The organism is Alkalibaculum bacchi (assembly GCF_003317055.1).
Taxonomy (GTDB): domain Bacteria; phylum Bacillota; class Clostridia; order Eubacteriales; family Alkalibacteraceae; genus Alkalibaculum; species Alkalibaculum bacchi.
Window position 1 is genome coordinate 57,686 of record NZ_QNRX01000009.1, and the last position, 19,423, is coordinate 77,108.

The 19,423-nt window shown below is 34.6% G+C and carries 17 protein-coding genes and 2 riboswitches; of the genes, 7 read left to right on the plus strand and 10 right to left on the minus strand.

Annotated elements, in window-relative coordinates; all coding sequences use genetic code 11:
• Nucleotides 1-234: 234 nt before the first annotated feature.
• The 5 genes from hslO to DES36_RS08070 all read right to left on the minus strand — a co-directional run bounded on the left by hslO (nucleotide 235) and on the right by DES36_RS08070 (nucleotide 5,056).
• Nucleotides 235-1,116 carry an Hsp33 family molecular chaperone HslO gene (hslO, locus tag DES36_RS08050; RefSeq protein ID WP_207657436.1) on the minus strand — a complete coding sequence of 294 codons (882 nt, stop codon included), beginning with the start codon at nucleotides 1,114-1,116 and terminating at the stop codon, nucleotides 235-237.
• Between the two features lie 415 nt (nucleotides 1,117-1,531).
• Complete coding sequence (locus DES36_RS08055) at nucleotides 1,532-1,738, minus strand: cold-shock protein (RefSeq protein WP_113920713.1); 207 nt, start codon at nucleotides 1,736-1,738, stop codon at nucleotides 1,532-1,534.
• An 88-nt stretch (nucleotides 1,739-1,826) separates the two neighbouring features.
• A complete protein-coding gene (locus DES36_RS08060; RefSeq protein ID WP_113920714.1) occupies nucleotides 1,827-2,570 on the minus strand; it encodes a class I SAM-dependent DNA methyltransferase in 744 nt (247 codons plus the stop codon).
• Between the two features lie 9 nt (nucleotides 2,571-2,579).
• Nucleotides 2,580-3,911 carry a hypothetical protein gene (locus tag DES36_RS08065; protein WP_113920715.1) on the minus strand — a complete coding sequence of 444 codons (1,332 nt, stop codon included), beginning with the start codon at nucleotides 3,909-3,911 and terminating at the stop codon, nucleotides 2,580-2,582.
• Nucleotides 3,912-3,913: 2 nt separating this feature from the next.
• On the minus strand, nucleotides 3,914-5,056 hold the full coding sequence (locus DES36_RS08070) for a M20 metallopeptidase family protein (protein WP_113920716.1): 1,143 nt from the start codon (nucleotides 5,054-5,056) through the stop codon (nucleotides 3,914-3,916).
• A gap of 337 nt (nucleotides 5,057-5,393) precedes the next feature.
• Nucleotides 5,394-5,567, plus strand: a riboswitch (Lysine riboswitch).
• Nucleotides 5,568-5,673: 106 nt separating this feature from the next.
• Here DES36_RS08070 and DES36_RS08080 point away from each other — a divergent pair.
• The 5 genes from DES36_RS08080 to DES36_RS08100 all read left to right on the plus strand — a co-directional run bounded on the left by DES36_RS08080 (nucleotide 5,674) and on the right by DES36_RS08100 (nucleotide 10,481).
• Nucleotides 5,674-6,672 carry an aspartate-semialdehyde dehydrogenase gene (locus tag DES36_RS08080; protein ID WP_113920718.1) on the plus strand — a complete coding sequence of 333 codons (999 nt, stop codon included), beginning with the start codon at nucleotides 5,674-5,676 and terminating at the stop codon, nucleotides 6,670-6,672.
• 14 nt (nucleotides 6,673-6,686) lie between these two features.
• Complete coding sequence (gene dapA / locus DES36_RS08085; protein ID WP_113920719.1) at nucleotides 6,687-7,568, plus strand: 4-hydroxy-tetrahydrodipicolinate synthase; 882 nt, start codon at nucleotides 6,687-6,689, stop codon at nucleotides 7,566-7,568.
• Between the two features lie 12 nt (nucleotides 7,569-7,580).
• Nucleotides 7,581-8,333: a 4-hydroxy-tetrahydrodipicolinate reductase gene (gene dapB, locus DES36_RS08090; protein ID WP_113920720.1), complete on the plus strand. Its 753-nt coding sequence runs from the start codon at nucleotides 7,581-7,583 to the stop codon at nucleotides 8,331-8,333.
• Between the two features lie 169 nt (nucleotides 8,334-8,502).
• A complete protein-coding gene (gene dapD, locus DES36_RS08095; protein ID WP_113920721.1) occupies nucleotides 8,503-9,246 on the plus strand; it encodes a 2,3,4,5-tetrahydropyridine-2,6-dicarboxylate N-acetyltransferase in 744 nt (247 codons plus the stop codon).
• A gap of 29 nt (nucleotides 9,247-9,275) precedes the next feature.
• A complete protein-coding gene (locus tag DES36_RS08100; RefSeq protein WP_113920722.1) occupies nucleotides 9,276-10,481 on the plus strand; it encodes an aspartate kinase in 1,206 nt (401 codons plus the stop codon).
• Between the two features lie 138 nt (nucleotides 10,482-10,619).
• Here DES36_RS08100 and DES36_RS08105 read toward each other — a convergent pair whose 3' ends face one another.
• From DES36_RS08105 to pdaB, 3 genes are all read right to left on the minus strand, one after another.
• Complete coding sequence (locus DES36_RS08105) at nucleotides 10,620-11,285, minus strand: single-stranded DNA-binding protein (RefSeq protein ID WP_113920723.1); 666 nt, start codon at nucleotides 11,283-11,285, stop codon at nucleotides 10,620-10,622.
• Between the two features lie 68 nt (nucleotides 11,286-11,353).
• Nucleotides 11,354-12,418, minus strand: a complete 1,065-nt coding sequence (locus tag DES36_RS08110; protein WP_113920724.1) for a Mur ligase family protein — start codon at nucleotides 12,416-12,418, stop codon at nucleotides 11,354-11,356.
• Between the two features lie 46 nt (nucleotides 12,419-12,464).
• Nucleotides 12,465-13,244 (minus strand): polysaccharide deacetylase family sporulation protein PdaB, encoded by a 780-nt coding sequence (gene pdaB, locus DES36_RS08115; protein ID WP_113920725.1) that lies wholly within the window; start codon nucleotides 13,242-13,244, stop codon nucleotides 12,465-12,467.
• Nucleotides 13,245-13,647: 403 nt separating this feature from the next.
• Here pdaB and DES36_RS08120 point away from each other — a divergent pair, with 403 nt between their 5' ends.
• On the plus strand, nucleotides 13,648-14,175 hold the full coding sequence (locus DES36_RS08120; protein WP_113920726.1) for a DUF4364 family protein: 528 nt from the start codon (nucleotides 13,648-13,650) through the stop codon (nucleotides 14,173-14,175).
• A gap of 128 nt (nucleotides 14,176-14,303) precedes the next feature.
• Here the strand turns inward: DES36_RS08120 and DES36_RS08125 are convergent, their stop codons facing one another.
• Nucleotides 14,304-14,456 carry an aspartyl-phosphate phosphatase Spo0E family protein gene (locus tag DES36_RS08125; protein ID WP_113920727.1) on the minus strand — a complete coding sequence of 51 codons (153 nt, stop codon included), beginning with the start codon at nucleotides 14,454-14,456 and terminating at the stop codon, nucleotides 14,304-14,306.
• A gap of 161 nt (nucleotides 14,457-14,617) precedes the next feature.
• Nucleotides 14,618-14,704: riboswitch (cyclic di-GMP riboswitch) on the minus strand.
• 250 nt (nucleotides 14,705-14,954) lie between these two features.
• Nucleotides 14,955-17,636 (minus strand): valine--tRNA ligase, encoded by a 2,682-nt coding sequence (locus DES36_RS08130; RefSeq protein WP_479722700.1) that lies wholly within the window; start codon nucleotides 17,634-17,636, stop codon nucleotides 14,955-14,957.
• 380 nt (nucleotides 17,637-18,016) lie between these two features.
• On the opposite strand from DES36_RS08130, the gene mgtE reads away from it, so the two are divergent.
• Entirely contained in the window at nucleotides 18,017-19,357 is a 1,341-nt protein-coding gene (mgtE, locus tag DES36_RS08135; protein ID WP_423230754.1) for a magnesium transporter, read from the plus strand.
• The last annotated feature ends 66 nt before the right edge of the window (nucleotides 19,358-19,423 follow it).

Genomic DNA, 19,423 nt, shown 5'->3' on the forward strand with positions numbered 1-19,423 from the left:
CTCCAATCCATTTATTCTTAAATAACTTAAATAATATGATATCATATTATAAGGGAATTACAAGAAAAATATGGGATGAGTTTTAAGGTCGTCAGGTGGGTTTAAGGTTGGACGGAAAAACCTTAAAGCTGAATGCAGAAAGCGGAAAGCGGAAAAAAACAAACTCGCCTTTAGGCGAGTGTAGATTTTGCTTACCACCTTACTACCTTGTCACCTTACCACCTCGTATATGAACTATTTTGCTTCTATACTCTCCAATAATGTTATCAAATCGGCCTTTTCAAATTCATACTTCTTATTACAAAAGTGACAGAGTATTTCAGCTTGTCCGTCTTCTTCTACTATAGCAGTTAGCTCTTCTCTTCCCAATGAAATAAGGCCTCTTTCAAAACGGTCTCGATTGCAATCACAGTGATATACTGGCTTCTTCTTTTCTGTAAAAGTCACTTTATAATCTTTAAAGATCAATTCTAAGATCTCTTTAGGTTCATGTCCTTCATCTAGCAATTTGCTTATGGTAGGAATTTCTCCTATTCTCTTTTCGATATAGTCAATTAATTCTTCGCTGTGATTTGGAAGTAATTGAATTAAGTAGCCGCCAGCTTTTTTTATAGTACCATCTGGATTTACTAACACTCCTAGAGCTACTACGGATGGTATTTGTTCGGATACAGAAAAGTAATAAGAGAAGTCCTCTCCTATTTCCCCTGAAACTAGTTCTACCGTTCCAACATAAGGTTCCTTTAAACCTAAGTCTTGAATAATGGTTAAAGTCCCTTTACCAATAGCACCTGCTACATCGAGTTTACCAATTTGATTTAAAGGAATGTGAACGTGTGGATTATAAATATCCCCTTTGATTTCCCCGTTGGTGTTTCCTATAACTAAAAGATCTTCAATAGGGCCATCACATTTAATTTGAACGCTGATTTTATTGTTTTCGTTTTTTAGTAACATGGTCATAAGAGCTGTCGCCGTCAACGTTCTACCAAAAGCAGCAGAAGCTGTTGGCAATGTAGAATGTATCTTTTGAGCCTCTCCTACAAGCTCTGTTGTATCCGCTGCAAACATTCGAACTGGTACATCTTTAATCATTGCGCCTATCATATAGTCCATAATTTTTTCCTCTCTTGTATCTATCAATTTATGTGTAACTTTTATTTATTATAATCAACTTGTGCTGTTTTGAATACAGTTTTAGCTATTTATTTATTGTAGGATTTGTATTTAGTGCAGTTGCTAATAGATTTTTTAAAAGCGCCGAATGCGGAAAGCTGAACTTGCGCTTTGCGCAAAGAAGATATGTTTTGCCTAAAACCAAATATTGTACCTCCAGCTCTTTCCCAGTCATCCTAGAGCGCAGCGAAGGATCTTCGTTACTTAGCCTAAAGATGAGCTACTTTTTCCGCTTTCAGCTTTCGGCTGTCCGCTACAATAAGAAAAATCCCTGTGATTACACAGGGATTTGCTTAATGTTATTCGCAATGCATTTATATTGTCTAAGTACGTAAATACTTTTAATCTTCTTTAATTAAGCTTCAGCAATGTTAACATTAGCAGCTTGAGGTCCTTTTTCTCCCTCAACAATATCGAATTCTACATTTTGACCTTCGTTTAATGTCTTGTAGCCGTCCATTTGTAACGCTGAAAAATGTACAAATACATCTCCTTCGCTTTCAGTTGAGATAAAACCATAACCTTTTTCTGCGTTAAACCACTTTACAATACCATTTGTCATTAATTTGTTCCTCCTAAAATAATTCAACTTCGAATTTATTGTATCATTTAGGGGGTAATTTGTCAAAGAAAATTGTACTAACTTGTACTTAGCTTTTGGAGCAAAATTGAAGCCTTTCCGTCTTTTCATTAGGCTCTTCAAATGATCCAAAACCAAAGACATCTATTGTCTTAAAGCCCGATTCTAAAAGCAATTCTTTAATTTCTTCTATTTCGTATGCTCTTTGATAATGGATTTCTTCTGATCGGGTGTAATAAGGGTCTCTATGCTTTTTTATGAAAATGTTTAAATAGTACTCTATAATAGAGCTGTCTTCATCAAAACTGTTTTCCCAAATATAACACAGCTCATCAGAGGTGTAAGTAAAAGTCTCATTTCTATATATTTGTTTGAGCGTATAAGGGGCATGAATATCAAATGTAAAAACCCCTCCTTCTCTAAGGCTCGTATATGCATTTTGAAATACCTTCAAAATGTCTTCTGTTTCTAAGATATAGTTGATGCAATCACAGCAGGATATAATAGCATCAAAAGCATTCTTTATGCTAAAGCCGCTCATATCTCCTTGAATCCATTTTATATTTTGTTTTTGTTCAAAAGCCTTGCCATCAGCTATTGATAACATATCTTCCGATAAATCTACACCAGTCATTTCATAACCCATTTTGCTTAAAGGTATGGTAATATTCCCAGTGCCACAACCTAAGTCTAAAATAGTAGCCACTTGTACTTGGTATTTTTCTAGTATGCTTTGAACATAGCCACTCCATTTATCATAGTCTACATCTTCCCTCATTAATTGATCATAAATTTGAGACATTTCTTTATACATAGTACTCCTCTAATAGAAAAATCTATCTCTTCTTTTCTTTTTTCGTATCATAATCACTATAATTGTAAGCAAAATAACTAATCCTAATCCCACAAATAAGTAGATATAAAAATCTCCTTGCATAAACTTTCTCACTACTTTTTCTACAGAGCTAGGCTCTTTGCGACTTTCGCGTAATTTCTCTAATTGTTTTTCTGGAATCAACTCTAATTGGGCACTTAACCAAGTGTCTAGATAAGAGTTTGAATTGCTATAATTTACTTGATAATCAATCAAGTCATACATAGCCTCATATTCTTTTAATCCCCTATAAGCTTCGACTTTATTAACTAGAATCTTTTCAGTAATCTTTTTTTCAAGAGTATCAAAATTACTCATATCGGTTTCAATCAAATCGTAAACAACTAAAGCTTTATCAAATTTTTTTGATTGCATATAAGCATCTGCCATGACGAGATACACTTTACTTTGATCCTTTTCATCTTTGGAACTAGAAATATAACTATTTCCAGCATCAATAGCCTTTTCATATTCACCACTATTAAAACTAGAAATCATCTTGTTGATTTGATTGCTCTTTATTGCTTTTAATTCCCTTTCGATGACTTCATCTACAAAGTAATAGCTAAAACGAATCTCTTTAAAAGCATCTCTTCCAGACCGTTTCCAGTAATAACCATATTCTGAACTGATTTTCGTAGGCTCAATCGAAAAATAATTGTCAAAATTGTACATTTCTATAGATCTAGCGTTAAAACCTACATTGATTTGAATATTTTTAGGTTCTTTACTCCAAGTTCTTAAGTGATTCATATCCATATCAAAGAGAACCTGACCGAGATTTTCGTGTTTATTTTCCGTATTATAGGACACTTTAGCCATGGCCGCTTCCCCTGGCTTTAATGTCATAGCTATATTGTAATTTTTCCAATTGTCAAAATCCACACTTACTTCTTCAATACTTGGATTAACTTTGCTGCCATTTACAATAACCGAATTGTACTTGAACGATCTTCTCTTACCAGGATCGTCTGGAAAAAACACAAATTCTGATGTATATCCGTCAACCTTTAGATCCGTTATTGGAGTTCCTAATGTCAACAATTGAGTTTCCTTTGTATTGTTTTTCATGGAATAAGAAGCAGTCACACTGCTTTTATTTAGTGCATCTACCGTTATATCGATCTCTACCCCAGTGAGTTCAACTTGACCATCGATCAAATACAGACCATTAAAAACAGATATTCCTTGGGCTCGTGCTGTGGTTTGAGAAGAAAACAAGGAAAAAAATGCAATGCAAAACAACGCCATGAATATCTTCTTAAAATTTACGTTTCTCATCTTTATCCTTCTATAATACGTGCGTACAGTTCAACTGCTCGCAACAGTATCCTTTCATTAAAATTAAATTTGCTGTGGTGAAGACCATATACATAGTCTTTCTCTTCATTTTTTGATCCTAGATAAAAGAATACTCCAGGAACTTCCCTTTGGTAAAATGAAAAGTCTTCTGCAATCATCATAGGGGGAACCTCTTTATATGGAATATCTCCTAAATAGCTCAAAAACTCTTGATACATTTGAGGCTCGTTGATTACCGGTGGATACATCCTTATAACTTTACATTCAATACTACAGTCAAAAGCTTTTTCATAACCATTTACAATCTCTATAAGCCTTTTTTCAATTAAATTGAAGGTCTCTTCATCAAACGCCCTCATGGTACCACTTAAATGAACCTCACCAGCTACTACATTTACTCTACTTCCGCCATTAATTGTACCTATAGAAAATAAGGTAGTTTCTATAGGGTCTATATTTCTACTTATAATATTATTAAGAGCATTAATTAGCTGAGCACTGATCATAATAGCATCGATACTCTTATGAGGAACTGCAGCATGACCGCTTTTTCCTTTAATGTTTATATAGAATTCAGCCGTTTGTGCCATAAGAGGGCCAGATTTGCACCCTATTGTCCCCTCTTCTACAGTAGGCATAATGTGACAGCCATATATTTTCTTTACTTTATACTTTTGTAAGATGCCTTCTTTAACGATGACTTCTGCCCCTCCAGGGCCTTCCTCTGCAGGTTGAAAAATAAGAAGCACATTCTTTTTAGGAGCAATGTGATTTTCTACCATATACTTAGCCATCAAAAGAAGAATCGTCATATGTCCATCGTGGCCACATCCATGCATCATACCTTTATGAGTAGATACATATTCCCATGCGTTCTCCTCGTCTATAGATAATCCATCCATATCTGCTCGGAAGGCTATGGTTTCATCCTTAGATTCTCCAGGAAAAAAAGCAATAATTCCAGTTGTAGCTACTTTTTCTATCGTCTTAATACCTAGATTAGATAAATAATTGTAAATATACTCAGATGTCTTGTATTCCTTAAATCCTTCTTCTGGAATTGTATGTAAATACCTTCTAACAGCAATTGCTTCAGACTTTAAATTTATAACACTGTCTCTCATATTTGCTCCTCCAAATTAATTATGAACATAAATAAATCCCTTTCATACAATAGTAACAAAGACTTTTATGATTAAAAAGATATTATATCATATAAAGGCACGGAAAATGGCTTGATTCCTCCGAGCCAATCTACGCAGATTACCTCCACCCTTTGGGTGTCGGTCGTTGGCACTTGCTCATAAAAATAAATCCATTTTTTCGTGCAAGCACGAAAAATGATTTGATTTTTACGAGCCAATCTGCTGCTTCGTACATTATACCGTAAATTAATGTAAAAAAAATATAATTTTGTTTATTTTATAAGCAATACCTGTTATAATGTAAGTCAATTACATACTTAACGATAGAGGCGCATTTTTTAATAGTACTGCTCATGATGATATCAGGATCAACTGAATGAACAGGAAAGGAGAAAATGCCGAAGTGATTTTTTACCTGAATAAAAAATTTGCTGGGATTATTGTGAATAACAATAATACTGCCGTCAAACGATGGAGAGCTATCTGTAATGTATGGTTTTATTTTTCTATAAAATTATACTTTAAACTTACAGCTAGTTTCTATAAACTAGCTGTTTTCTTTACATTTAACTAATTATATTACATGGAGGTTTCACATGAAAAAATTTAATGTAGCAGTAGTCGGCGCGACAGGAATGGTTGGAAATAAAATAATGGAGGTACTTGAAGAGCGAAATTTTCCTATTGATCAATTTTATCCAATGGCATCTGCGAACTCTGCAGGAAAAAAAGTCCATTTTATGGGAAAAGAATATACAGTAGAAGAATTAAATGAGCATTCCTTTGACAAAGATATTGATATCGCTCTTTTCTCAGCAGGAGGCAGTACTAGTAAGAAATACGCTCCTATTGCTGCAAAAAATGGCGTTATTGCTATAGACAATAGCAGTACATGGAGAATGGATGAAAATGTACCTTTAATTGTACCTGAAGTAAATCCAGAAGATTTAAAATGGCATAAAAACATCATCGCCAACCCAAATTGCTCTACGATTCAAGCTATGGTTCCACTAAAAGTACTACACGAAACATATAAAATAAAAAGAGTTGTATATTCTACTTATCAAGCTGTATCGGGCTCAGGAGTTAATGGCTATAAGGATCTTGAAGAAGGAAGCAAAGGAGAACCAAACAAATTCTACCCTTATCCAATTGCTTTTAATATATTACCACATATTGATGTTTTTGAAGAAAATGGTTACACAAAAGAAGAAATGAAGATGATTAATGAAACGAGAAAAATTCTACATGATGATAGCATTCGCATTACAGCAACTACTGTTAGAGTTCCTGTTTTTTACAGCCACAGTGAGTCCATCAATTTAGAGTTTGAAAAGGACTTTGACTTAGACGAACTCATTACATTGCTGGAAAAAACACCAGGAATCGTCGTCAAAAATGATATTAAAAATCTTCAATATCCGACACCTTTAGATGTTGCAGGAAAAAATGAAGTTTACGTTGGCAGAATTAGAAGAGACGAAAGTATTGACAGTGGCGTAAACCTATGGGTTGTAGCAGATAATATCCGAAAGGGAGCTGCTACAAATGCCGTTCAAATTGCCGAAACATTAATTCAAAATAATTTAATTTAAAGGGGTGTTATAAAATGGCTATATTCGAAGGCTCAGCTGTAGCAATCGTTACTCCATTTAACGCAAAGGATGAAGTAAATTACAATAAATTGGAAGAATTGCTGAATTGGCACGTTAAAGAAGGTACAGATGCCATTGTAATCTGTGGCACTACAGGAGAGACACCTACTACTAGCGATGATGAACAACGACAACTTATAAAATTTGCTGTAGATGTAATTGATAAGAGAATTCCCGTTATCGCTGGTACAGGTAGTAATGAGACGAGGCAGGCCATCGAAATGTCTATGTTTGCAGAAAAAGTAGGAGCAGACGCTGTCTTAGTGATGAACCCTTACTACAATAAAAGTACACAAAGAGGGATTATTGCACACTTTAAAGCAGTTGCGGATAGCATAAACATTCCAATCATTGTTTATAATGTTCCTAGTAGAACTGGTTTAAATATTACAGTAGATACAATAGTTGAATTAGCTAAAATCAAAAATATTGTAGCTGTAAAAGAAGCAAGTGGAGATATTTCACAAGTAGCAGAAATTGCCCGATTAACTCCTAATGATTTTACGATTTATTCAGGCAATGATGATCAAGTTGTCCCTCTTCTTTCTCTAGGTGGAAAGGGCGTCATTAGCGTATCGGCTAATATCATTCCAAAGGACTTACACAATATGGTTCAGTACTATCTTGATGGCAAAGTCAAAGAAAGCTTAGATTGCCAATTAAAGATGAATGGCCTTAATAAAGCTTTGTTTATTGAAGCAAACCCTATACCTATTAAAGAGGCAATGAATGTAATGGGTATGGAAGTAGGTCACTTGAGAATGCCGCTTCTTGAAATGGAAGAAAAGAATCTTGCAGTTTTGAAAAATGAAATGAGTGCGTACGGCTTAATATAGGAGGCTAAAAAGATGATTAAAGTTTTACTATCCGGCTGTAACGGTGCAATGGGTGATGTTTTACAAGAGATAATCAATAATGAAGGACAAATGCAAGTAGTAGCTGGCTTTGACCGCATGAAAAACGAGAAGGCAAATTTCCCTGTCTATATCAATCCAAAGGATTGTACAGAAAAAGTTGATGTAATTATCGATTTCTCTCATTACAGCGCTTTTGAAAGCATATTAGATTACGCTTTAACAAATAAAATTCCACTGGTTATGGCCACTACAGGTTTGACAGAAGAAAATGAAGCTTCGTTGATAGCTGCATCAAAAACGATTCCCGTTTTCAGGACGGCGAATATGTCCGTAGGAGTAAATGTTTTACTTGGTATTGTAGCAGAGGCAGCAAAGCAATTAGAAGGTTTTGACATAGAGATTATCGAAAAACACCATAATAAAAAGGTAGATTCCCCTAGTGGAACCGCTTTAATGCTTGCCAATGAAATTAATGGCGCTTTAGATAACAGCCTAGAGTTTACTTATGGAAGAGAAGGAAAATCTACTAAAAGACAATCAAATGAACTCGGTATCCACGCTATAAGAGGTGGTACTATTGCTGGAGATCATACTGTAATTTATGCTGGAGAAGATGAAGTCATCGAAATCAAACACAGTGCTTCATCTAAAAAAGTTTTTGCGAAAGGCGCGGTAAGAGCAGCTAAATATATTGCTGACAAGAAAATTGGCCTTTATAATATGCGCAAAGTGTTGGAGGGTTAGGAGCTGTCTTAGCAACATACCAACTAATATAAAACACTTATTTCCTTCAAAATAAAGAGCGGTGAAGTCGCCGCTCTTTATTTTAATCTAAAATATATAGTATGTCGTATAATTTTGCTCAATATTCATAATTAATATTGAGAAGAAATTTTTTTGAAAGGAGTTTTCTATGACTTCGAACGATGAATTAAAAGAACGATTTGATTTCACAGATCCTTATGAATTAGCTAAGTACATTAAAGCAATCAAAAAGACTACACCTGTTAAGGCATACATAAAAGGCAATCTCTCAGCTAATGACTTGGAAGGATTAGAATATTACGGGAGCCCAGAATCCTGCGTGATTTTTGCAGAAATGGATATAGTAAAAAATTTCTTAAACAAACACAAAGGACAAATTGAATCTCACCGATTAGAGTATGATAGAAAAAATTCAGCTATTCCGATGTTAGATGTGACGAGAATAAATTCTAGAGTAGAACCAGGTTCTTTTATTCGAGAAGGCGCGCATATTGGCAATAACTGTGTAATTATGATGGGCGCAGTAATTAATATTGGTGCAAATATTGGAGATGGCACTATGATCGATATGAACGCTGTAGTTGGGGCAAGAGGTCAATTAGGAAAAAACGTGCACTTAGGAGCCGGCGCAGTTATTGCAGGAGTCCTAGAGCCACCAAGTAAAACGCCAGTCATCATTGAAGACAATGTCTTAATCGGAGCAAATGCAGTAATTTTAGAAGGTGTCCATATTGGAGAAGGTGCAGTCATTGCAGCTGGCTCTATTGTAACAAAAGACGTCCCTGCAGGTACTGTAGTAGTAGGCTCTCCTGCTAGAGTTATAAAGGAAAAGGATGATAAGACGAAACTTAAGACAAAATTATTAGAAGACTTACGCGGTAATCTTGATTAATTGTATTAGAACTTAGAGGGAGAATTTTTATGAAAATAGTAGTTCAGAAATACGGTGGGACATCTGTTGGTTCCATAGACCGAATCAAAAATGTTGCTAATCGCATTATAAAGAAAAAAGAAGAGGGCTACCACATTATTGTAGTCGTGTCTGCCATGGGTAAAAACACAGATCGGTTACTTGATATGGCATACGAAATATCTAAAAATCCACCAAAACGTGAGGTAGATATGCTCATATCAACTGGAGAACAAGTGTCTATCTCTTTATTGTCTATGACTTTAAATGCATTAGGATGTGACGCCATATCCCTAACTGGCCCTCAGGTAAATATTAAGACAGTAGGCAATCACATGAAATCTAAAATCAGCGATATTGACGATACGATTTTAAGACATCATTTAAAAGATAACAAAGTCATCATCGTAGCCGGTTTTCAGGGAGTAAATGAACATAGAGATATTACCACACTTGGACGAGGTGGCTCAGACACATCTGCAGTGGCTATTGCTAGCAAACTGCAATGTCCTTGTGAAATTTACACAGATGTAGATGGCATCTATTCTACAGATCCAAGGTTGTATTCAAAAGCAAAAAAACTTGATCGTATCAGTTACGAAGAAATGTTAGAAATGGCTAGTTTAGGCTCTGGTGTAATGCATGGAAGAGCCATTGAGCTTGGTCAAAAGTACGGCATTCCAATTTACGTAGCTTCTAGTTTAGAAGAAAAACCAGGTACCATAATAAAGGAGGTTGCACAAATGATGGAAAGTACTGCTATTACAGGCATGGCAATAGATAATAATGATGCAATAATTACTTTGGATTATGTTCCATATAGCATTCAAGTAATTTCAGATATTTTTAGTCGACTTGCTAAAAAAGACGTTAATATTGATATGATTAGTCAAACATCTCCTAGGGATAATTCTGTTAGTGTTTCTTTTACTGTGCCTAAAATCGAGTTAAAAGAAGCAAAAGAGGTATTATCCTATTTCGAATCAAAATACCCTGAAATCAGAGTAAATACAAAAGAAGATATTACTAAATTGTCTGTAGTAGGCATCGGCATGAGAAGTCAATCTGGTGTAGCAGCCCAAATCTTTGCTCTACTTGCTAAAGAAAATATTGAAATTGACATGGTAACTACATCTGAAATTAAAATTTCATACGTGATTAATCCGGAAAACCAGCAGACAGCAATTAAAGTAATTGCCGAAGAGTTTGGTTTATAATATGAATGCCCCAGGTACCCTTTACCTGGGGTTTATTAATATTCAACGATTCCTATACTTAACAGCAGAACTCATCTCCATTACTATTCTATTGAAGTATTATGCATCATCATACATGTAGATTTTATGTATTAATATTTACTCTTCCTCAACGCCTAAGTAATCGTTTTCCTCATCATCTACTTTAGCTAATTTTGAGATGGATACCTCGTAAGCTATCTTTTCAATGACCTGGCCATCTAGAAACTTCTTTTCATATTTTCTACTTTGAATTCTCCCCCAGATCTTCAAATGATTGCCTACTTCTATGTTTTTTGCATATCTTGCATTTCTTCCCCATGTGATGCAGGGTATATAATCTGATTTGTTATACATCCTATTTACCGCTAGGAGAATGTCACAAATCTCTCTGCCAAAGGGAGTTTCTCTATACACTGTAGGTTTGCAGATGTATCCGTCTAAATAAATATAGTTTGGATTGCTTTTTTCGTCGCTATTTTCGTCATAGGGTTCGATGTCTTTAGCGAAAATATTTAAGATGAGCTTGCTCTTATCCTCTATCTTTTTATTATACGACCTTAATTGTCCTTTTATATATACCTTATCTCCTTGTGCAAAATTCTGATCGGTCAAGAGCCGCTCTGATACAATTATTGGTAATTGATCTACATTTTCGCTTAATCTAGGGACTTCAATTAGTACACCATAAAAATCTTCTCCAAATACGGTATGGCTATATTCAAAGTCACTGACTATCTTGCCGATCAGTACGACCTTGTTGCTTTCTATTAAGTTGTCTGACATAGTTGTTTTCTCCTTTCTAGTATAAACAAAAAGTTATCATGAAATATTATATTCACTTGTCTTTCAATTTAGAACAATCTATGATGAAAACCAATACAGACAATCAATGAGTCTTCCCCGTTTCGTAGTGCATCTTTGCCAATAAACTGCTTTACATCACTGTAGTATTGAAAATCAATATGATTTCTTACAAGTGCATCGACTAAAATATCTTTTTTCGCATTATCTAAGATTTTCTTTCTCTTCCCTACGGCATAAATATTGGAATTTCTAATATATGAAAAATCCTCCAGAAATTCCTCTAGGGCTCCACTTAAGATGCCCTCAAGATTTTCCATAGAAATGACAATATGCAAGTGCTCATAATAAATATACTGAAATGTTTCAAAAAGCATCTTAATTGATCGGTTGTCTTTTGCCATATCAAAAACAAAAGTTATGTCCTTGTATTTTCGAAGCTCTAGCCTATTTTGTATTGGTTCTATACAAGTCAAAGCCTTTACAGACTCCTCTATATTTATATCAAATAACAAAGCTGTCGTAATAACAGCTATTGTATTGTATATATTTTGATAACCGAGCAAATTGCACACAATGGGCATTTCTTGTATCATTATTTCCTTACTGCCCGCAGATAAAACACCTCGTTGTAAATAATAATTGTATTCTATTCTGCCTTCTGAAACATATATAGTAGATGCTGTAACTGTGCTTTTCGAATTTAGACCATAAGTTATGACGTATAGATTCGATATTCCTTTAATGAGTTCTAAACTACCTTTACTATCTGCATTTAGAAGTACAGATTTTGCATTGCAAATAAGGCGCTTATACCCCTCTAAAACATCCTTGTTTTTGCTTTTATCCATTGCGCTTAGGATAACACAATCAAAAGCCATATCAAAAAACATGGTATTATCGTGTATTTCCACCAATAGAAATTCTACATCATTTTTTTTCATTTCTTCAATAGCTTCCATCCAAGCTATATCATTTGGCAATTTATTTTTGTTCATTCGTAAACCCAAATCACCTAAAGAAGCAACATTTCTTTCGCCGTAAAACAAGATATGCTCTAAGATATAAAGAATTGATGTTTTCCCATGAGTTCCTATCATTCCTATTGTTTTCATGAATTTCTCCTACGTATTTCCATTTTAGTTTAGTATATGTAATATCTTAATTTTTAACATTATTCTGAATTTGTTTTCCCGTATGATCCATTGTATAATTTTCCTTATAAATGAGTTCAGAAATAGGCACAATAGTATAACCTTGATCTTTTAGCTCTTTAATGATTGTTGGCAAAGCTTGAGTAGTATACTCTGCATTATTATGGAAAAGGACAATGGATCCTGGCTTTACATTAGATACTACACGATTGACAATTTGCTCAGCGCCTTCATTTTTCCAGTCTAAAGAGTCTACATCCCACTGAATCGTATAGCCACCTAATTCCTCAACGGTTTTAATCAAATCATTGTTATAAGCACCAAAAGGCGGTCTAAATAAAAAAGTGTCTAACTCTTTGTACTTACTAATCTTTTCGTTTGTACTATTGAGCTCTTCTTTCATTTTATTTTTGTCTAGTTTGGTCATATCTGGATGTGAACTAGAGTGATTCCCAATTTCATGCCCTGCATCTGCAATGGCTTGAACTTGTTCAGGGTACTTGTCAACCCACATGCCTACTAAAAAGAATGTAGTCTTAATGTCCTCCTTTTTTAATATATCCAATATTTCTTGAGTAAATTCGTCACCCCAAGCAGCATCAAAGGATATGGCTATGGTTTTATCCTCCTTGTCTACACTGTATATTGGCAATAACTTCTCCTGTGCATTAAAAACAGATGCTAGTCCTTCTCCTTTTGAAGTCATAAAAACTAATGATAAAATGATTACAACTAAAATCGCTGCTATGATGACCATTGTTTTTTTAGATAGAAAATATACCTTCAAAGGTATCCCCCTCCCATTATTTTATCTATTATTTAATAGTATTTAGAAATGTCCCAGCTTATTCATCTTTTATAAAAAATAATCTTATAAGATTTCTTTTTCCTATTTACATAATTCGCTTGTTTTTAACATTTAAACTTCCTATAATGAAAGTTACGATTATATGCTTTTTCTGTTATAATGTTCGAAACAGCAAGTGCCAGTCGTAACTTGCACCCAATCAGACTTCGCCATCACTCGTCTTCTTGAGCAAGTCTGACATGGGTATCACTAATGCTTCTCTGCATCGCTTCGCTCTTTGACAAGCAAAGTGCTATTCTAAACGACCGAAGCTGCAAAGCAACTAGGGCAATCTGCGGCTTATTGTGATATAATATAACTAATAAAGGGGCTGATTTGCGTCATGTATTTCGATTCTGAAAATATTTTAGAAAACAAATTAATCATCTTATTTGCTTTGTCTCAATTCAACATACCTATGACAAAAGAGCAAATAACACAGATCATATTAGAAAATGTACAAATCAGTTATTTTGATATTCAATTCCTGATTGAGAATCTTAAAACAGATGCGTTTATCTATGAAATGTCGGAGGCTGGAGTATCTTATTACTCTATCTCTGAGCCAGGAAGATCTACACTTAAACTCTTTGAAAGTAGAATCCCAACTTATATAAAAGAAATTATCACAATGTTCATCTCTCAAAATAAAGACAAAGTACTTAGACAGGTAAAATATCAATCTTCTTATGTAAAACAGAGCGATGGAGAATTTATTGTAAACCTAGTATTGTTAGAAAATGAAGTCTCTTTAATTGATATAAAGCTCAATGTTGTGAACAAAAATCAAGCAGAATTCGTATGTTCAAATTGGGAAAAAAACGGGGATAAACTATACACTCAGCTCATCAATACTTTAATACATGAGTAATATAGAGACATTGTCTTAAAAATAGACATTGTCTTTTTTGTAATCAGAATAAAAATTATATTTTTGACGCATGATAAAAAAGACATAAAGAGATATAAGAGAACATGGAATATTTTGCACTAGTAAAACTACTGATCTTCAGTCATACTTTCGTAGATTAACTTGTCTAGTTTCTGACTAATTTCAATGACTTCGGGTCTTAGAAGATTATCAGTATTTTCTTCGATTAATTTATTCATCTGATTCTTTAATTCCTTAATGCAATCATATACATTTTCCATCTAAAACCTCCCCTTCCGCATATCATTAATCATAAAACAAAATTCGATAATTTTCAACGCATACCATTTTTCATTTTTCGACACTGCCATCTATAGTTGAGGCTCTATACAGTAAAGTAATCATTAAAAAAACCACTCAAAACATATATTCAAATATGCGTTTTAGTGGCCGAACGATCTTTGCTACCCTTGAGCTTTAGACTCTGGCTTTGCGTCACTAGCTTTCACTAGTTTTGCCTTTTTAATTCGACATAAATATTGTATATTATAATTTTAATACAACAGCCTGTCTATAGTACCACATGCTCACAGTGTATTTTGTCGAAATCAGCATGTAATTTACCATTTTTAACCATTATTTACAATTGTTAATCAGTTATTTCATGATTGCTTACATTATTTAATAACCCTGCAACTTATGGAGCCAATGTCAAAAATAGGCTTTCCTATTATATAAAATACAGGGAGGCTACAAGCCTCCCTGCTAAAGAGTTTTCTCTAAAGGTATTTGTTTAACATTTCTATTACATTTTGTAACATGGTCTCATACTTTTCTTTTTTGGCCTTTTCCTCATCTATTATTTTCTGAGGTGCTTTTTTTACAAAACCTTCATTGGCCAGCTTTTTATTTACTCGGTCTACTTCTTTTTCAAGATAAGCCTTCTCTTTATTAAGCCTCTCAATTTCCTTTTCTTTGTCGATTAAATCTGCTAAAGGAATAAAGATTTCTCCTCCACTGATTACACTGCTTGCTACATTGTCTGGAACCTGAGATTTATTTAGTACACGAACATCAGTAGCATTTGCTAGACTCATAATATAGCCTTTACCATTTAAGATGACTTGTTCAATAGCTTGATCTTTGGCTACTATGAGGATCTCTGCCTTTTTTGATGGGACAACATTCATCTCTGCTCGGATATTTCGCACGCTTTTGATAATATCCATAACGAGTTCAATTTCCTCTTCTTCCTTTTGGAAGTTAAACTTTTCATTGTAAACAGGCCAAACTGCTTTCATAATCGTGTCTTCATCAACTAAATGAGTATATATTTCCTCCGTTATAAAAGGCATAAATGGATGTAAAAGTTTAAGTGCATTTTTTAAGACAAAAGCTAATGTATACTGTGCTGCAATCTTGCTATTGCCACCGTCTTTATTATACAATCTAGATTTTACAAGTTCAATATACCAATCGCAGAATTCATTCCAAATAAAGTCGTAAAGCTTTTGAGCTGCAATACCCATTTCGTATTTTTCCATATTGTCTGTTATTTCAGAGGTAATTTTATTTAATCGACTGATGATCCATTTATCTGCATTTTCTAAATTTTCTAGTGCAAGACTTTCTTGCTCAAAAGTATCTTCATGAATATTCATCATAACAAATCGAGATGCATTCCAAATCTTATTGGCAAAGTTACGATTAGCGATGATTTTGTCATCGGACCAGCGAATATCATTACCTGGAGCATTTCCAGTTACTATAGTGAATCTTAAGACATCAGCACCATATTCCTTAATAACTTCTAAAGGATTAATTCCATTTCCTAGGGATTTACTCATCTTTCTACCCTGCGAATCTCGAATCAAACCGTGGATATATACGTCCTTAAAGGGTGTTTCTCCCATTTGTTCGATTCCAGAGAAGATCATCCGAGCTACCCAGAAAAAGATGATATCATATGCTGTTACTAATACATTAGTAGGATAATGCTTCTTTAAATCTTCGGTATCATTAGGCCAGCCTAATGTAGAAAATGGCCATAACGCTGAACTAAACCAAGTATCAAGTACATCTTCATCTTGATAAATATTGTGAGACTGGCATTTTGTACAGGAAGTTGGCTTTTCTTTGGCTACCATTACTTCACCGCAATCCTGACAGTAATAAGCAGGAATTCGGTGTCCCCACCAAAGCTGTCTTGATATACACCAGTCTTTTATATTTTCCATCCAGTTAAAGTAAATCTTACTAAATCGATCTGGAACAAAGTTTGTAGACTTATTTTTTACAGCTTCAATTGCCGGTTCTGCTAAAGGTTTCATATCTACAAACCATTGGCTAGAAATAATGGGCTCAACAGTTGTATCGCAGCGGTAACAAGAACCTACATTGTGATCATGGCCTTCAATTTTTTCTAGAAGACCAAACTCTCTCAAGTCCTCTACAATTTGCTTTCTAGCTTCATACCGATCTAAACCTTCATATTTTCCTGCTAGTTCATTCATGCTAGCATCGTCATTCATTACCCTAATTTGTTCAAGATTATGCCTTAAACCTACCTCAAAGTCATTAGGGTCATGTGCAGGAGTCATTTTTACTACACCTGTACCAAATTCCATATCTACGTAGTCATCTGCAACGATTGGAATCTCTCTATTTACTAAAGGTAAAATTACAGTCTTTCCAACAAGGTGTTTGTATCTTTGGTCCTCTGGGTTTACTGCAACACCTGAGTCTCCTAGCATAGTCTCTGGTCTTGTTGTAGCAACGATCACATATTCATCGCTATCCTTAATTGGGTAGCGAATATGCCAAAAATGACCTTGTTGCTCGCTATATTCTACTTCGGCATCAGAAAGGGCGGTTTTACAATCGGGACACCAATTAATAATGCGGCTTCCACGATAAATAAGGCCCTTGTCGTACAATCTTACAAAAGCTTCCTTTACTGCTTCACTACAGCCTTCGTCCATAGTGAATCTTTCTCTAGACCAGTCACAAGAAGCGCCTAATTTTTTAAACTGATTGGTAATTCTGCCCTTATATTCAGTTGCCCAGTCCCAAGCTCGATTTAAAAACTCTTCTCGTCCAATCTCTTCTTTGGTCCTATCTTCCTCTTGGCGAATCTTCTCTACTACTTTTACTTCTGTAGCAATACTAGCATGATCTGTTCCAGGTAGCCATAGTGCTGCATAGCCTTGCATACGCTTCCAACGAGTCAAAATATCTTGTAATGTACCATCAAAAGCATGTCCCAAATGAAGTTGCCCTGTAATATTTGGAGGTGGCATTACTATTGTATATGGATCTCCTTTAGGATTGATTTCAGGTTTAAAATAACCTTGAGACTCCCAATGAGAATATATTTTTTCTTCCATGTCTTTTGGATTATATACCGTGGACATATTTGTTTCCAACAAAATCACTCCTCTGTGTAGAGCGCCTACGCGCATTTGTTCTAAGTTATAAGTTGTAAGTTCTAAGTAAAACCTGTTAGGTCACCATTAGTGACCGCTATGTAGGGTCTATAGATATGAACCCTACAATTTCACTTGTACAAACACCTGAAAGCCTTTATTTGTATATTTTTCAGGCTTTTTAAAAGACCATATTTTACATCTATACTGCATTATATCGATTTTTATCTTATTGTACAAGCAAAATTCGTAAGCTATTGCTTTATTGCCTTGCTTATTGAACAAAAAAACATTTATAATAGATAGATGAATGGAGGTGTAATCATGGATGATAATCCAGAAGGCAATTTAGAAAGACCCGTTAACCCATCCATGCTTACATATTGTGGATGGGAATCGGCAAAATAAAATAAGAGGTGATTCCCTTGGAACAAGTAATAGAATTAATCGACAAAAAACAATTTAAGGAGTTAAGAAATTATCTATCTACACTACACCCTTTTGATATCTCTGAGATCATGGAAGAACTCAATAGCAAGCATAGCTTACTGGTTTTTCGATTGCTGTCAAAAGACATGGCCATTGAGGTATTTTCTCACATGGAGCCAGCTTACCAGGCTAAATTTTCTGAGTTAATTGCGGAAGAAGAACTAAGAGAGATTGTCAATGAGCTTAACTTTGACGATAAAATTGACTACCTTGAAGAAATTCCAGCCGTCTTAGTAAAAAAAATCTTAAAGAATACTCCTGAAAGCGAACGAAAATTAATCAATCAATTCTTTAATTACCCTGAATACTCTGCTGGCAGTATTATGACTATTGAATTTATCGATTTTAAGAAACAAATGACTGTGAAAGATTCCATTGCCCGGATTCGAAAAATAGGCTATGACAAAGAAACGATTTACACATGCTATGTTACAGATCGCTTTCGAAAACTAGAAGGGATAATCTCATTAAAAGATTTAATTTTAGCTGATGAATATGCCAAAATAGAAGATGTTATGCAAAGTGATTTTATATCTGTAACAACAACAACAGATCAAGAAACAGTAGCAACTACTTTCCGTGATTACGATTTACTGGCTCTTCCAGTCGTAGATTCAGAAAATCGATTAGTTGGTATTATCACAGTTGATGACGTCATCGATGTAATGGAAGAGGAGGTTACAGAAGACTTTCACTTAATGGCAGGTATGCAGGCCAATGAAGAAAGCTATTTAGATACTTCTGTCAAGGATTTAGTAAAAAAACGTTTTCCTTGGTTAGCTATTCTAATGATATCCGCTGCCTTCACAAGAGCAATTATGGAAGGTTATGATTCTCTATTAAGCAGTGTCATACTTCTCAGCGCTAACATTCCAATGCTGATGGGAACTAGTGGGAATGCTGGGTCTCAAGCTTCAACTTTAATGGTTCGTTCTATAGCTGTAGGAGATGTCGTTTTTAAAGACATATTCAAAGTACTATGGAAAGAATTGCGAGTCAGTATTTCCATAGGTATAGGATTAGCGATACTTAATTTTATCTCCTTAATTTTTTTCAGCCATTACCCTTTAGATATATCTCTTATTGTAAGTGTTACTTTAATCGCAACGATTACGGTAGCAAAATTGATCGGTTCGTCTTTGCCTATTCTCGCCAAGAAAATAGGGTTAGACCCTGCGATTATGGCCAATCCCATGATCAGCACTATATTAGATGCCTTGGTTTTAATTACATATTTTAGTATATGTAGTATGGCACTGGGGATTTAATTTTAAGTAGAAAGCGGAATGCGGAACTTTATAAGTTGGTATATTGGAAAAAATAGTTAAGAATGA

Coding starts and splice junctions, on each gene's coding strand:
- DES36_RS08100 (WP_113920722.1), top strand. CDS start 9,276: ATGAAAATAGTAGTTCAGAAATACGGTGGGACATCTGTTGGTTCCATA.
- DES36_RS08120 (WP_113920726.1), top strand. CDS start 13,648: ATGTATTTCGATTCTGAAAATATTTTAGAAAACAAATTAATCATCTTA.
- DES36_RS08060 (WP_113920714.1), bottom strand. CDS start 2,570: ATGTATAAAGAAATGTCTCAAATTTATGATCAATTAATGAGGGAAGAT.
- hslO (WP_207657436.1), bottom strand. CDS start 1,116: ATGGACTATATGATAGGCGCAATGATTAAAGATGTACCAGTTCGAATG.
- DES36_RS08125 (WP_113920727.1), bottom strand. CDS start 14,456: ATGGAAAATGTATATGATTGCATTAAGGAATTAAAGAATCAGATGAAT.
- DES36_RS08110 (WP_113920724.1), bottom strand. CDS start 12,418: ATGAAAACAATAGGAATGATAGGAACTCATGGGAAAACATCAATTCTT.
- DES36_RS08070 (WP_113920716.1), bottom strand. CDS start 5,056: ATGAGAGACAGTGTTATAAATTTAAAGTCTGAAGCAATTGCTGTTAGA.
- dapD (WP_113920721.1), top strand. CDS start 8,503: ATGACTTCGAACGATGAATTAAAAGAACGATTTGATTTCACAGATCCT.
- dapB (WP_113920720.1), top strand. CDS start 7,581: ATGATTAAAGTTTTACTATCCGGCTGTAACGGTGCAATGGGTGATGTT.
- dapA (WP_113920719.1), top strand. CDS start 6,687: ATGGCTATATTCGAAGGCTCAGCTGTAGCAATCGTTACTCCATTTAAC.
- DES36_RS08080 (WP_113920718.1), top strand. CDS start 5,674: ATGAAAAAATTTAATGTAGCAGTAGTCGGCGCGACAGGAATGGTTGGA.
- DES36_RS08055 (WP_113920713.1), bottom strand. CDS start 1,738: ATGACAAATGGTATTGTAAAGTGGTTTAACGCAGAAAAAGGTTATGGT.
- DES36_RS08105 (WP_113920723.1), bottom strand. CDS start 11,285: ATGTCAGACAACTTAATAGAAAGCAACAAGGTCGTACTGATCGGCAAG.
- DES36_RS08130 (WP_479722700.1), bottom strand. CDS start 17,636: ATGCGCGTAGGCGCTCTACACAGAGGAGTGATTTTGTTGGAAACAAAT.
- DES36_RS08065 (WP_113920715.1), bottom strand. CDS start 3,911: ATGAGAAACGTAAATTTTAAGAAGATATTCATGGCGTTGTTTTGCATT.